Annotated in this window: 14 protein-coding genes; 9 read left to right on the top strand and 5 right to left on the bottom strand. The window is 66.8% G+C overall.

Features of this window, described 5'->3' with window-relative positions:
* Window positions 1–282: 282 nt before the first annotated feature.
* From F4560_RS14565 to epsC, 5 genes are all read right to left on the bottom strand, one after another.
* Window positions 283–579: a hypothetical protein gene (locus tag F4560_RS14565; RefSeq protein WP_184920393.1), complete on the bottom strand. Its 297-nt coding sequence runs from the start codon at window positions 577–579 to the stop codon at window positions 283–285.
* A gap of 331 nt (window positions 580–910) precedes the next feature.
* Window positions 911–1,564 carry an ArsR/SmtB family transcription factor gene (locus F4560_RS14570; RefSeq protein ID WP_184920395.1) on the bottom strand — a complete coding sequence of 218 codons (654 nt, stop codon included), beginning with the start codon at window positions 1,562–1,564 and terminating at the stop codon, window positions 911–913.
* A 229-nt stretch (window positions 1,565–1,793) separates the two neighbouring features.
* On the bottom strand, window positions 1,794–3,017 hold the full coding sequence (locus tag F4560_RS14575; RefSeq protein WP_184920397.1) for an MFS transporter: 1,224 nt from the start codon (window positions 3,015–3,017) through the stop codon (window positions 1,794–1,796).
* 417 nt (window positions 3,018–3,434) lie between these two features.
* Window positions 3,435–4,361: a cysteine synthase A gene (gene cysK / locus F4560_RS14580; RefSeq protein WP_184920399.1), complete on the bottom strand. Its 927-nt coding sequence runs from the start codon at window positions 4,359–4,361 to the stop codon at window positions 3,435–3,437.
* Between the two features lie 40 nt (window positions 4,362–4,401).
* A complete protein-coding gene (epsC, locus tag F4560_RS44480) occupies window positions 4,402–4,962 on the bottom strand; it encodes a serine O-acetyltransferase EpsC (protein WP_184920401.1) in 561 nt (186 codons plus the stop codon).
* Window positions 4,963–5,155: 193 nt separating this feature from the next.
* On the opposite strand from epsC, the gene F4560_RS14590 reads away from it, so the two are divergent.
* From F4560_RS14590 to F4560_RS14630, 9 genes are all read left to right on the top strand, one after another.
* Window positions 5,156–5,824 (top strand): ArsR/SmtB family transcription factor, encoded by a 669-nt coding sequence (locus tag F4560_RS14590; RefSeq protein WP_312869306.1) that lies wholly within the window; start codon window positions 5,156–5,158, stop codon window positions 5,822–5,824.
* An 805-nt stretch (window positions 5,825–6,629) separates the two neighbouring features.
* Window positions 6,630–7,508, top strand: coding sequence for a phosphate/phosphite/phosphonate ABC transporter substrate-binding protein (gene phnD / locus F4560_RS14595; RefSeq protein ID WP_184920403.1), 879 nt, complete (start codon window positions 6,630–6,632; stop codon window positions 7,506–7,508).
* Window positions 7,509–7,564: 56 nt separating this feature from the next.
* Entirely contained in the window at window positions 7,565–8,305 is a 741-nt protein-coding gene (locus tag F4560_RS14600; protein ID WP_184920404.1) for a phosphonate ABC transporter ATP-binding protein, read from the top strand.
* Between the two features lie 32 nt (window positions 8,306–8,337).
* Entirely contained in the window at window positions 8,338–9,210 is an 873-nt protein-coding gene (gene phnE / locus F4560_RS14605; RefSeq protein WP_312869849.1) for a phosphonate ABC transporter, permease protein PhnE, read from the top strand.
* Between the two features lie 71 nt (window positions 9,211–9,281).
* Window positions 9,282–9,641 (top strand): DsrE/DsrF/TusD sulfur relay family protein, encoded by a 360-nt coding sequence (locus tag F4560_RS14610; RefSeq protein WP_221483497.1) that lies wholly within the window; start codon window positions 9,282–9,284, stop codon window positions 9,639–9,641.
* Window positions 9,642–9,759: 118 nt separating this feature from the next.
* Entirely contained in the window at window positions 9,760–10,371 is a 612-nt protein-coding gene (locus tag F4560_RS14615; RefSeq protein ID WP_184920408.1) for a 4Fe-4S dicluster domain-containing protein, read from the top strand.
* 3 nt (window positions 10,372–10,374) lie between these two features.
* A complete protein-coding gene (nrfD, locus tag F4560_RS14620; protein WP_184920410.1) occupies window positions 10,375–11,274 on the top strand; it encodes an NrfD/PsrC family molybdoenzyme membrane anchor subunit in 900 nt (299 codons plus the stop codon).
* 92 nt (window positions 11,275–11,366) lie between these two features.
* A complete protein-coding gene (locus F4560_RS14625) occupies window positions 11,367–13,895 on the top strand; it encodes a molybdopterin-containing oxidoreductase family protein (RefSeq protein ID WP_184920412.1) in 2,529 nt (842 codons plus the stop codon).
* 5 nt (window positions 13,896–13,900) lie between these two features.
* Entirely contained in the window at window positions 13,901–14,557 is a 657-nt protein-coding gene (locus tag F4560_RS14630) for a TorD/DmsD family molecular chaperone (protein ID WP_184920431.1), read from the top strand.
* The last annotated feature ends 16 nt before the right edge of the window (window positions 14,558–14,573 follow it).

Consider the following 14,573-nt stretch of genomic DNA (forward strand, 5'->3'; position numbering starts at 1 on the left):
AACACCGGGGCCGGTCCGGGTTCCCGCCGGGCGCGTCGATGGCCGTCAAGACCTTGATCCTTCTTCGCCGTCGGGCCGACCCGCTTGCGACGCGTCAGGACCACCGTGACGATGCCGGCCGTGGTGAGCAGCACGGCGAGCGCCCTTGGGACCGCTCGACGTCCGGGTCACGACCGAGCCCGTCACCTCTACCCGCGGTCCCCGCCGGAGCCGTCGCTCCCGAGAGTCCGCTTTGGCGCGTCCGCGGGAGGGTCCGGGCACCGCGAAGCGGTCCGAAGTGGATCAGTGCTCGTCGTAGTGCTCGCCGTGGACGGCATGGCGGTGACCGTCGTGCACGTAGTCGACGTGGTCGCCGTGCGGGACGGCCACGTGGCCGCAGCCCTCGCCGTGCGCGTGGGCGTGGTCGTCGTGGGCGCCGTGGTCGGCCGGTTCGCACTCGTCGAAGTGCCCCTCGTGAGCCCGGTGCAGGTGACCGTCGTGCGCGTAGTCGACGTGGTCCTCGTGCGGGACGGCCACGTGGCCGCAGCCCTCGCCGTGCGCGTGGCCGTGATCGGTGTGCTCGAGGTGTGCCGTGGTCACAGGCAACCGCCTTTCGATGTCCCGGGCCTCGCATCACCCGGATGTCCCAACGCCCGTAACCGAGCGCAACAACACATTAGGACGTGCGCATGTATGCCGCACCTCGACCGATCGCCCGACCGGCCCAGCGGCGCCCGAGAACCCTTCAATTGAGAACGCTTGTCATTTACGGGGTGGCGCATGGACACCTCATGCTGACCGAACTGCGCTTGGAGCACGGTTGCCTGTTGTGCACGATGCGGCTGGACCTGCTGCCGCTGCTGCGAAGTCTGGACGGGCCGGTGGTGGTGGTGCACCTGGACCCGTGCCCGCCCTGGAGGAGGGGCCGGACTCAGGTGGCCACTGGCAGGTCGGCGATGCGCCATTCGAGCATGCCGTCCGCGAGACGGCGTGCTTCACGACCATGTGCGGTGAGCAAGCGGACGGCCTCGTGGGCGAGTACGCAGTAGGCGCCACGGCAGTAGGCGACGATCTCCTGTGCCATCGGGATCTCTGCGAGCCGGTCTGCCAACTCCTCGACCGGGATGGAGATCGCACCCGGGATGTGGCCGGCGTCGTACTCCTCACGAGGCCGCACATCCAGGACCACCACATCGCCGGACCGGGCGCGCCGTACCAGTTCATCCCGAGTGACCTGCTCGGTGTCCTGGCCGAGATAGGCGATACGGGCGGCTTCGACATCCGGCAGGTGCTCACTGGCTACCGTCCGCACGAGCGCGTACAGCCCGGCGACATCGGTGCCGGTGAGCCGGTAGTACACCTTCGTGCCCTCCCGACGGGTCGTCACGAGGTTGGCTTGCTTGAGCGTCTGGAGGTGCGCCGACGCTGTGGTCAGCCCCAGTTCGGCCACGCGCGCGAGCGCCTCCACCGTACGTTCGCCCTGTGCCAGCAAGTCCAGCAGTTCCAAGCGTTTCCCACTGGCCAAAGCCTTGCCCACGCGGGCGAATTGCTCGAACAGCGCCGTCTTCGCGTCTCTGTCGCCCATCGTTCTCCAATCATCCATGGAGCATCGTATTCCACGTGGTGATGGCGCGTGAAGGCCCGGACCGACCTTGTCGGGGCCGCGTCAGGATAGCTTTCGCTGATCTTGTTCCGCTCGTCGTCGAGGGCCTTGGGGTGTCAACGGGCGCTACAACGGAACACGGACGGGTCCTTCTCGACGGACGAATGGGGTCGCACTCGTCACCTCGTCGCCGAAGGACCCGTCCGCGGCATCAAGCTCCGTCCGCTGTCACCCGACGTCGTGACAGCATGAGCTGTGCCGCGACCAGCACCACCGGCACGGCGGCCAGCCTGGCGAGCCATGGGTAGCCCCAGGCATCGAGGACCGCACCCGCGGGGAAGGCGGCCATGGCGGCGGCCAGTTGCATCAGGAGGTCGGACACGCCCTGTGCTCGCGGGCGTGCGGACTCCTGCACCGACCCGGTGAGCAGTGCCGACCCGGCCACGAATCCAGCGGACCAGCCCAGGCCCAGTACCACCAGGCCGACCATGATGCCGGTCACGGCGTTGCCGTGGGTCGTCTGGAGAATTCCGCACGCGAGCAGGAGAAGTCCAAGTCCGAGACCGAGGACCTTCCGTGCGCCGAAGCGGTCGACCAGCCAGCCGAAGAGCGGCGACAGCAGGAACATGCCGGCGAGGTGCACACTGATGGCGGCGCCGACGACCCGTAGTGATTCGCCACCGTGATGAAGGTGCAGCGAGGCCATGTTCATACCTGACACCATCACCGCGTGGACGACCGCGACGGCGATGACGGCGCGGCGGGCTTCCGGGGTTCGTGCGAGGAGCCGCAAGGTGGGGCGAAGCTTGCCTGCCTTGACGGGTTGAGCGTCGCCACCGCTCAGCGATCGGGCCAGTAGCAGGGGATCGGGTCGGAGCCACAGGTACGCCGCTCCGGCGGAGAGCACCAGTCCGAGGCCGATCACGAAGAACGGGCCGGTGAACGCCGGGAGGCCGATCCCCCGTGCGATCTCATCCGAGGGTCCGGCGAGCAGCGGCCCGGCGACACCACCGAACGTGGAGGCCCAGACGACGATGCCGATCGCACGACCGCGTTGGTGTGATTCGGCCAGGTCGGTGGCGGCGAAGCGGGCTTGAAGTCCGGCCGCGACAGCGGCCCCGACCAGGGTCGTTCCAAAGAGGACCAACAAGAAGACCTCGACCACACCACCGACGACGACGATCACGGCGCCCATGCCGGCGACGAGGTATCCCGAGGTGACGCCGATGCGGCGACCGCGGCGAACGGTCAACTCGGCCAGTGGCACGGCGGCGAGGACGCCACCCGCGATGGTCGCCGCCTGGGCCAAGCCGGCGAGCGTGGAGGAATGCGTGAAGTCCTGGACGAGCAGGGCGGTGACCGGCGATGCCATGGCCATCACGACTGCGAAGATGATCTGAGTGCCGAGCAGCACTCTGATTGTGCGCCGCTGCACGGCAGGGACGTCGATGGTAGCCGCACTATCGAACACGTGACTTCTCCCTGTGTGATAGTCGCACCAGAACTCGCCTGCCGAACGGCAGCAGACGACTGGGATTCAAGCGCGACAGGAGGAACGGGCCGACAATCGGACCGCGCTATCCACAGGTGTCACAGCCCTGCGCGGGCGACGTGCCCCGACCGGGCACTCGACGGGCACGGCATCGACGGGACGCCCCGGCGGTGTTTCCCGGGGCGAGGTCCCTGACGACCCACGCCATGCGCATGACATGCAGGGTATCGGTGACGGTGTGCTCACGCCAGACCTCTGTGGGTGAGTGGCGCTTGCTCATCCACGGGAAAGAAGTCTGCCTGTCCCCCATTGGCGACGTGTCCGCCGTTGGCCGGCCAACGGCGGACACGCGACCTGTACTCACTGATCTTCGAACAAGGGAGTGCTGAGATACCGCTCGCCTGTGTCGGGGAGGATCACGACGATGAGAGCGTCCTTGTGCTCCGGTCGCCTTGCCATCGTGGTGGCGGCGTGAAGCGCGGCACCCGCGGACACACCCACGAGGATTCCCTCGGTGCGCGCCAAGTGACGTGCCGCAGCGCGGGCGTCCTCGATGGAGATCTGGAGAACGTGGTCATACACCCCGGTGTCGAGGACCTCGGGCACGAAGCCCGCTCCGATGCCTTGGATGCCGTGTGGGCCCGGAGCCCCTCCGGACAACACGGGAGAGCCGGTCGGCTCAACGGCGACCACCACGACGTCGGGGTTCTTCTCCTTGAGGATCTGACCGATCCCCGTCACCGTTCCGCCGGTGCCGACGCCGGACACCAGGACGTCGACCTGTCCGCCGGTGTCCTGGAGGATTTCCTGTGCTGTGGTCCGGCGGTGGATCTCGGGGTTCGCGGGGTTCTCGAACTGGCGCAACCGGAACCAACCGTTGCGTTCCTCCAGTTCGATCGCTCGCTCGATCGCGCCCCTCATGCCGTCGGCGGCAGGCGTCAACTCGACGTTGGCGCCGTAAGCGCGGAACAGGGCTCGGCGTTCCACGCTCATGCTCTCGGGCATCGTGAAGGTCGCCGGGTATCCCTTGGCGGCGGCCACCATCGCCACACCGACGCCGGTGTTGCCGCTGGTCGGCTCGACGATGTGCTGGCCGGGCCGGAGCGAACCGGTCGCCTCGGCGTCCTCGATCATCGCCAGGGCGATGCGATCCTTGACGCTGCCGCCAGGGTTGAACGACTCGAGTTTGGCGATCAGCCTGGCCGGGACGTCCTTGCCGAATCGGCTGAGTTCCACCATGGGGGTGCGGCCGATCAGATCGGTCACGGACGCGTGGATGACACTCACTGTGCTCCTCTCGGGGTTACATCAAAAGTGGCGTGCCAACCTAGATGCAGTATTCCATGATCTGTTCGTCCGTCAGCTTGCCGATCTGCGCCGAGATGTCGCTCTTGGCGGCCCGGACGACGGAGTGAGCGGGAATGTCCTGCAAAACCAGCGCATGTGCGCCGACGACCGAATCGTGTCCGACGACAACAGGGCCGAGGATGCTCGCGCCGGTGCCGACCACGACACGGTCACCGATAGTGGGGTGCCGCTTGTCGAGCCGATCGCCGTCGGTCCACCAACCCTTACTTCCCAACGTGGTGCCGTGGTACAACATCACGTCGTCTCCGACCACTGCCGTCTCGCCGATCACGACTCCCATGCCGTGGTCGATGAAGCACCTGCGCCCGATGACCGCACCGGGGTGGATCTCGATTCCGGTCAGCATCCGGACGACCTGGGAGATCGCACGAGGCAGCAACGGGATCCGTCGACGGTGCAGGCGGTGCGCGAGTCGGTACGACCAAATTGCCCAGATGCCGGGATAGAAAAGGACTTCCAGTCCGCTCACGCCACGTAAGGCCGGGTCCTTTTCGCGCGCAACCCTCACTTCTTCGAGCACGGTGCGTTCCCCCCAGCGTGTGGCGCAACGACTTCATCGTGTCCGACGTCGGCTTCACGGACGAACCACATGCGACACTCTCGGCGTAACCTTCGGCTGGAGAGCCTCCGGTCGCCGCAGTGGTCGGACACGTCGTGGTCAGACTCTACATGGCCTGCTACGGTATTCCAAGGAACATTTGAGGAGAGTTCGCGTGGGGGACGACGGACGCCTGTCGATGCTCGACCAGTTCGCGCTGGTCGGTAAGGCGTTGGGCAGCGGGAAGCGGTTGGAGCTCCTGGACCTCATCGCTCAGCGCGAGCGGACGGTCAGTTCGCTGGCGGAGCTGACCGGCCTCGGCCTGTCGACGACTTCGGCGCACCTTCAGGTCCTGAAGCGCGCCAGGCTCGTCACGACACGACGTGAGGAAACGTCCGTGTACTACGCCCTGGCCGGCGATGATGTCGCCTCGCTGTACGTACTGGTGCAGAAGGTCGCCCGAAGCCACATCGCGGACGCGGAACGGGCGCGGCTGAAGTACCTGGGCGTCTCGGACGACAGCGACATAGAGAAGGTCGACCGCCACGAGTTGCTGGCCCGGGTCAAATCCGGAGCGGCCGTCGTGGTGGATGTGCGCCCGTGGGACGAGTACGCCGCCGGCCACATTCCCGGAGCGGTGTCCATCCCCCTCGAACAGCTCGAGAGGCGCATGTCCGAACTGCCGCCCGACGTCAATGTGGTGGCGTACTGCCGAGGTGAGCACTGCGTCCTCGCGATCGACGCCGTGCGATTGCTCCGGGAGAACGGGCGCCAGGCCGCTCGGCTCGACTACGGCATGATCGAGTGGCGGGTTTCGGGCGAACCGATCCACACCGCTTCGTAAGCGGCCGAGTAAATCGCGTCGTCGGCAGTTGACCTGCCGCCCGGTCCCAGTCGAGTCACGCTGCGATCGGGCGGCTTCAACCAATGCCGCAACACGCGACGCATCGGCGCATCCGTTACCCGTGGGGCATGGCGAACCGGCGGCGATTCCCGTCGACGCGGCCACTGACGACCACGCGGGTTCTGCACGCAACTCCGACACTTGGGACGCCTTGGCGATTCCTGGTGTGCTTCTCGGCCGATGCGCCGCGACGGAGGATGCCCATCGGTCGATCATCCGATGACCAGACCGGCTTTGGCGCGGTCCGATTTCGATCCGCCATCCGAAGTAGAGCGATCCTCAATATTGCCCGATAGGGACCTTCAGGCCGTTCCACCTGCCTGAATGGCGGTCGGACGGCGCCCGGGATGATCTTCGCGCAGGTCTTGCGCACCACCAGTGTTCAATGTAATTTTGGAGCAATGCGGCTACCTGGGGGGATGCCATGGGGGAAGGGCGGACCGGCTTGCGCGAGCGCCGGTCGGACATGCCTGAATCGTTGACCTGCCACCGGCGCCGCGCGTATGCGCATCCCGTGCTGCGTTCGCGAGCCGGCCCACGAGTCACATTTCACTCAGCGCGATAGTCCAGCCGGCACGCCTTCACCCCCAGCCGGCTTGGTCCGCGAGGGTGAATGTCCTCGCAATTGAACTCCGTCGACGGACTTCGCATGTCCGGCGTGCTGCCGAACTTGACCCTGTCTGCTATTTCGTGATGCGTGAAGGTTGCCTAACACGTGAAAATACTAAATCGTTCCTTAGTCTTCGTGACGTTGGCCGCATTGACCGCGTGCGGCACAACCGACACCTCGACCGAGGTGAACAGTCAAGGCATGCCCGGCGTTTTACGGGTGGGCATCATCCCGAACATGGCGCCCGACAAGCAGAGTGCCAGGTACGCGCCGTTGAAGGACTACCTGGCGACGAAACTCAACACGAAGATCGAACTGTTCGTCGCCACCGACTACGCGGGCGTCGTCGCCGCACTCGCGGCCGAGAAGGTCGATCTCGCATACCTGGGCGGTCTGACATACGTGCAGGCCAAGGCGCAGGTGGACGTCCGACCGCTGGTGACGGAAACAGACCGGGAAACCGGTACCAAAGAATACTTATCGGGCATCGTCGTGCGCAGTGACTCCTCGTACCAGAGCGTCGACGACGTCGTCGACGGTAAAGGCACGTTCGCGTTCGGCGATGTCAGTTCGACGTCCGGCAGCCTCTATCCGCGGGTGATGCTGAACGCCGCGGGCGCCAGCTGCTCGGCTTCGGCGATCGACAAGTGCCCGCCACTGGGCAAGGTCGCCTTCACCGGCGGGCACGACGCCGCCGCGCAAGCCGTGCTCAACGGGTCCGCCGACGCGGGCGGTATCGAGATGCGCATCCTCCACCGCCTGGAGAACGAGGGAAAAGTTCCGAAGGACCGGTTGCGGGTTGTCGGTAGCGAGAAGGTCATGGGCTACCCGTGGGTGATGCGCGAAGCACTGCGGGAGAAGGCGGCCTCGGCCATCACCGAGGCGTTCCTCGAGATCAAGCAGCCGGAGTTGCTCGACCTGATGCAAACCACCGGGTATCAGCAGGTGACGGATGCCGACTACACGTCGGTGGAGCAGCGCGCCCTCGAACTCGGCCTGCTGACGCGTGGCTGACGAGCCCTCGCCGGCCGCCTGTCCAACGTTCCCCACCGGAAAGGTCGCGAAGGCCCATGCAGATTCGACTCGCCGGCTTGTCCGTCACATTTCCCGACCGTGAGTCCCCCGCGCTCGACGACGTCTCCCTGGTGATCGAGAACGCGGAGCACGTCGTCCTCCTCGGGCCGTCCGGCTCGGGGAAGACGACCCTCATGCGATGTGTCTTAGGCGCCGTCAAGCCGGACTCGGGAACACTGGTTGTCGACGGAATGGACCCGGCGAAGCCTTCGGAGTTACGCGCGATTCGCCGGAACACCGGCGTTGTGCGGCAAGGCAACGACCTGGTGCACGGCCTGAGGGCGCAGACGAACGCCGTGTTGGGCACCTCGCCCTCGTGGGGATTGCGCGAGTGGGCCGCTGTGCTGCGGGGTCGGGTGCCCGCACGCTACGTGGAGCGGGTCGACGCGCTCGCCGACGCCCAGGGCATCCGTCCCTTTCTCAAGTCGCAGGTCGAGCACCTTTCCGGCGGCCAGCGTCAACGTGTCGCGCTTGTCCGCGCGGTGCTCCCCGAGCCCAAGCTCCTGCTCGCCGACGAGCCCACGTCCGGCTTGGACCCGACCACCGCACAGGCAGCGGTACGCACTCTGAGGGAAGCCGACGGCGTCACGGTGGTCGTCACGACCCATGACTTGTCCATAGCGCGGCAGTTCCCGCGCATCGTCGCACTTCGCGACGGACGGGTCTGCTTCGACGGCCACGAGCTGTCCGATGAAGACGCCCAGGACATCTATGAGGGCACGGTGGTGCGGCCGTGAACTCGAACGCGGGCTCCCGGGTGGAGCCTCGGGTGGCCGCCGCAGACGAGCGTGCGGCGAACCCCGAAGCCCCAGGCGCCGATCCGGATCGTGAGCCCCCGCGAAACGGCGGTGAGCCGGCGGTCCGACACCGGCGCTCCAGGACACTGTGGATGGTTCTCGTCATCGCCGCCGCCGCGGTCGTGTGGTCGCTGAACGGCACGGGTGTCAGCGTTTCCTCGCTGGTGAGTGGTTGGGACAACGCCCAGAAGATCCTGGCCGGGCTCTTCCCACCGAAGACCGACCAGGAGCTGCTGCAGTCGGTCGGCAGCGCCGTGGTCGAGACGCTGCAGATCTCGATCGCGGCGCTGTTCTTCGGCACCGCCGTGGGTTTGGTCCTGGCGTTGCTCATGGCCGGCAACATCGGCGCTCCCAGGTGGCTTGCGATTCCCGCGCGCTGGGTGGCGACCGTTTTCCGCTCCGTGCCCGAACTCTTGTGGGCGCTCGTGTTCGTCGCTGCCGTGGGTCTCGGACCGGCTGCCGGGGTGTACGCCATCTCCCTGCACGCCGCCGGTCTGCTCGCCAAGCTCGTCTCCGAGCAGTTGGAGGCGGTGAACGTGGCACCCGTGGAGGCCGTCCGGCTCACCGGCGCCACGAGGCTGGCGACCGCCGTGCTCGCCATCGTCCCGCAGGCTCGCAACAACATCGCTTCCCTGGTGCTCTACCAGTGGGAGTGCAACATCCGCAGCTCCGCCATCATCGGTTTCGTCGGTGCCGGCGGCATCGGTCAGGCGTTGGGCATTTCGATGCGACTGTTCCGGTACGAGGAGCTGGCCACGCTGATGATCGCGCTGCTCCTGCTCGTCCTCGTCGTCGACCAGATCTCCCGGTTCCTCCGACGCCGCATGGGTGCGGCAACCCGCTAGGCCCGGCCGCTCCGCATGGCCTTGATGCGGGGTAGCCGCTGCATGTCCGTCCCGAAGCACCTGTAGACAGGATGAAGACGATGAAGGTTCTCTTCGTGCTCCATGACCCTCCGTACGGCACCGAGCGTGTGTACAACGGACTGAGGTGGGCCACCGAGGTGGCGCGTCAGGACGGCACCGAGGTCAAGATCTTCCTGTTCGGTGACTCGGTCGTCACCGCCGTCGATGGCCAGAAAACGCCGAACGGCTACTACAACACCGGCAGCATGGCGACCGCATTCATCAGGCAGGGCGGAGAGATCGGGTGCTGCGGTAGCTGCATGGACGCCCGGGGCATGAGTGAGGACAAGATCGTTCAGGGCACCCACCGCTCGTCGATGAAGGAGTTGACCGAGTGGACGATGTGGGCCGACAAGGTCATCAACGTCTGACGCCGGCCAACTCCGCACCCTCCTGATCGACGACGTTCCGGGTGATGCGGTGGCGCAAGCCCCGCATCCTCCGGCATGTCCTCAGTGGTGGACCCGCACAGCGACCAAAAGGAGCGTCATGCCCCGCTTCGGGATGCTGATCGACCTCAACACCTGTATCGGATGCCACGCGTGTTCGGTCGCGTGCAAGAACGAGTTCGACGTGCCGCTCGGGGTGTTCCGCGACACCGTCAAGTACGTGGAAGAAGGCGCGTACCCCAACGCGACCCGTCACTTCATCCCCGTGCTCTGCAACCAATGCGAAGACGCGCCCTGTCTGAACGCCTGCCCGACCGACGCGATCACCCGCAAGCCGAACGGCGAAGTGATCATCGAGGAGGGCGACTGCAACCTCAACCGCTTCTGCATGGCCGCATGTCCTTACGGCGCCATCTATGAGGACCCGCAAACGAAGACCGCGGCCAAGTGCACGTTGTGCGAGCACCGCACGTCGCAGGGCACGGAACCTGCGTGTGTGGAGGCGTGCCCGACGAACTGCCGGATCTTCGGCGACCTCGACGACGACGACAGCGAGATCGCCACCAGGATGCGCGAGAACGACATCACCGTGTGGAAGCCCGACGCGCACACAAGCCCCAAGGTCTTCTACGTCGACCCCAAGCACGCGTTGCCGCTCATCGTCAACGACAGCGTCCAGGTCGACAAGAACGCCGACCTCAAGGGCACGTGACGGATGCTCACGATCCATATCGCCGCCGCACCGTTGCCGGAGTCGCCGTGGGGAGGCCTGTTGGCCGCGTACTTCACCGTGGTCGGAATCCCCAGCGGCCTGACCCTCGCGGCCCTCTGGCACCGCGGCCGATTCCCGGGCACGAGCAGGACGCTGGAGTGGCGCGCCACCTGGATCTCCCTGGTCGTGCTCGGTCTGGCCGGGCTGTTGCTGACGATCGACCTCGGTCGCCCGGAGCGCTTCTTCTTGATGCTGTCGCGCTTCGGCAACTGGGACTCGCCGATCTCCCTCGGCGCGAAGGTCATCGCGATCAAGATGTTCCTGCTGGTGCTGGCGCTGTACCTGTTGTGGCGCCGCCGTGTCCTGTCCTCCGGCACGGCCGTGCCGCTGCCCGCCCGGGGCTCGGCTCTGGTGTTCGACCGCGGCACGGCGTGGCTCCTCGGTGCGGCGAGCGTCGCCTTGGCCGTCTACCCGATCGCGGTTCTGGCCCACACCTGGATGTCCCCGTTGGCCGGCACGAGTGGCGCGGCGCTGATCTACCTGATCACGTCGTTGACCATGGGCGCCGCGGTCGTCCAGTTCCTCCAGGTCTGGGATCACGAGGCGACCGAGCGGCAGCTCTCGACGCATCGCCAGGCCACGCTCGCCCTGCTGATGACCTACGCGGTCGTCTTGGTCTTCGCCGCCATCTCGGTGCCGAACGGCCCTGCCGAACAGGCGTTGGACTCGCTGCTCACCGGTGAGCGGGCCCCGCTCCTCTACGGCGGTGTCATCGGCCTCGGCGTCCTGGCCCCGGTGGTCGTCCTCCTCGGCGCCCGCCACGCGCGGGCGGGCCGGATCGTGTCCGCGGTCGCGATCCTCATCGGCGCCGGATCGCTCCGATACCTCGTTTTCGCCGCCTGACGACCGTTGCCCGAAGACTGATACCTGAAGATCAGGAGACCCACACGTTGACCAGGGACGCTGATACTCCGGGCACGGACACGCCGGATGCCGTGCGGGCGCCAAGCGACGGATGGCGGCTCAGCCGCCGCGACCTGTTCAAGATCGGCGCTTTGGCCGCGGCGGCGGTCGGGGGCGTCGGCGCGATCGAGATCACCACCCGGTTGGCGGCCGACGCCGGCACCGCCGAGGGCCTACCCCGGGCCACCTCCGCGATCCCGTCGCTGTGCCAGATGTGCACGACGGCGTGCGGGATCATCGGCCACATCGCCGACGGCCGGCTGCTGAAGATCACCGGCAATCCCGTGGACCCGAACAGCCAGGGCGCGGTGTGCGCGAAGGGTGTGGCGGGCCCATCCGTGCTCTACGACCCGTTCCGGATGCTCTACCCGCTCAAACGGGTCGGCGAACGCGGTTCCGGTCGCTGGAGGCGCATCACGTGGGACGAAGCGTACGACGAGATGGCGACGAAGCTCCGAGAGATCCGTGAACGGGGCAAGCCCGAGGAGTTCGCGTTCCAGCAGGGCCGGAACCGCTCGTCCGACATCGTCGCCCGGTTCCTCAACGCGTACGGCACGCCCTCGCACTTCAACCACCGCGCACTGTGCTCGGCCAACCGGCGGGCCGCGATCGCGACCACGATCGGCGAGTCCGACTGGGACCTGGGCGACTACGAGAACTCCGCGTACGTCCTCAACTTCGGGTGCAACTGGGCGGAGGCGCACCAGGGCCACATCCCGGTGGCCATCCGGATGATGCGGGCACGTGAGAAGGGCGCGAAGCTCGTCACGTTCGAAACCCGGATGTCGAACACCGCCGCGCTGTCCGACGAGTGGTTCTGCGTCAAACCCGGCACCGACGGCCTGATCGCCCTGGCCATGGCGAACGTCATCTGCCGCGAGGGCCTGTGGGACCGGGAGTGGCTGGAGAGCTGGTCCAACTACGCGCCCGACAAGATCGCCGAACACGTCGCGCAGTACACCCCCGCCCGTGCGGAACAGGAGAGCGGGGTGCCGGCGGCCACCATCGAGCGCATCGCCCGCGAGTTCGCCGCAGCGGCGCCGCGGGCCACGACGATCTGCAACCGCGGCTCGCAGGGGCACCGCAACGGTTACTACAACGACCGCGCCATCACGATGCTCAACGCGCTCGTGGGCAGCATGGGCAAGCCCGGCGGCTGGTGCTGGCACCCACTGTCCGCCTGGGACAAGAAGGCCATCCCCGAGCCCAAGCCGGTGCCGGCCGGTCCGACCGCCCGCAGCGTCATCGCCGAGGCCAAGGACTGGCCGCTGGCAAACGCCTTCGCGGGGAAGATGAAGGTCGCGGAGATCGTCTACCTGTGGATCAAGGAGGGGCGTCAGAAAATCTCCGCGCTGATGACCTACAACGCCGACACGGCCTGGTCCTGGCCGGAGGCGCAACTGGTGCGGGGCGTGCTGCGGGACGAGAAGCTCATCCCGTTCCACGTCTGCATCGACGTCATGTACTCGGAGACCGCACACCTGGCAGACATGATCCTGCCCTGGGCGACATACCTCGAACGCTGGGACATCGACTCCCGACCGGCCCAAGGCCTGGTCGACTACGTCGGTCTCCGCCAGCCGGTCGTCCCACCCCGGGGAGAGTCCAAGGACATCCGGGAGATCTTCCCCGAGATCGCCCGCCGGGTGGGCGGCGGAATGGCGGAGTACTTCCCCTGGAAGACGACCGAGGAGTACTTGGAGGAGTACTTCCGGCCGGTCCCCGGTGGCTTCGCCCACATGAAGGCCAACGGGATCTGGATGGATCAGACCAAGAAGCCGCACTACGAGCCGTACAACAAGCCGCTCACCGCGGAGGACCTCGACGGCTCGACGGAGGACGCCGCGACCGGGATCATCCACAAGGGCGTCGACAGCAAGACCGGGGCGCCCACGGCGATCGGCATCCGCATCGACGGCGTCGCCCTGCGAGGCTTCCTGACACCGTCGCGCAAGGTCGAGATCTACAGCGACTTCGTCGTGCAGAAGGGCAAGGCGGTCGACCGGGAAGTCCACCCGCTGCCGGTGTACGAACCGATCCCGAGCCACCAGCGCGAGTTCCCCGATGATCACCTGATCATGACCAGCTACAAGATCAACGTCCACAACGCGCACCGCACCATGCAGTCCAAGTGGCTGCAGGAGATCTCCCACACCAACCCGGCCTTGCTCAACCGCGCGACCGCGGTCAAGCTCGGCATCCACGATGGCGATTGGATCGAGGTGACCAGCTTCCGACCGCTGGACGCGGCGGTCCCGATGGGTGACGGATCCAAGATGGGCACTCTGCGCACCCGCGTACGGCTCACCGAAGGCGTGCACCCCATGGTCATCGCCATAGCTCACAACGCCGGACGCAGTGTCGGAGGCGCGTACGCGACCAACGGCACGGACACCTCGGACAATCCCGGTTACGGAGCGATCAGCGACCCCGACCTCGATCGCCTGTGGTGGCGCGGAGCCATCAGCGTCCCGCAGAACGACATCCTGCCGATCTACCCGGACCCGGTGACTGGCGGCCAGTCGTACCACGACACCGTCGTGCAGATCCGGAAGGTGTGATGAGGGTGCACGCCAAGCCGGAAGCGATTGATCAACTCACTGCGACCGTGGGCGTGCTGCGGTTGGGGGCCCGCCTGTTCGCCCACGAAGTCGACGCCCACCTGTACCGGCAACTGCTCGGGGCCGACAAGACGACGGAGGGCGGCCACTCGTTCTTCGAAGCGGGTGCCGCCGACCAGAGTGAGGCGGAAGCGCTGGAGGACCTGGCGGTGGAGTTCTGTCGCCTGTTCATCGGACCTCAGCCCGAGTGCCCACCATATGCGTCGGCGCACCAGGGAGAAGTCAAGCTCGGCGGCCGCACCGCACCCGCCGTCGACGACTTCATGGCCCGGCACGGCGTGCGACCGGTCATCGGCGAACACGACGCGGTCCTCGAACATGACCACCTGTCCGTGGAACTCGCCCTGCTCGCCCACTTCTACCAGGCTGCGTTCGAAGATGGCCCGGAAGGGCGAGAAGAAGCCTGGGCCGCAGCACAGGAACTGCTCCACCACCACATCTGGCCCTGGGCCGACAGCTACCTCAAGCACGTCTCCGATGCGGCGCGATCGGGCCCCTACAGCGCTATCTCGAGCCTGCTCTGGGATGTCCTCGACAACTCCCGGACCTGGCCCGAACACCTCGACGAGGAACACACCGTCGACCTCGACGCTGGGCGCTGATCAGCCATCCGGGGCT

Source organism: Saccharothrix ecbatanensis (assembly GCF_014205015.1).
Taxonomy (GTDB): Bacteria; Actinomycetota; Actinomycetes; order Mycobacteriales; family Pseudonocardiaceae; genus Actinosynnema; species Actinosynnema ecbatanense.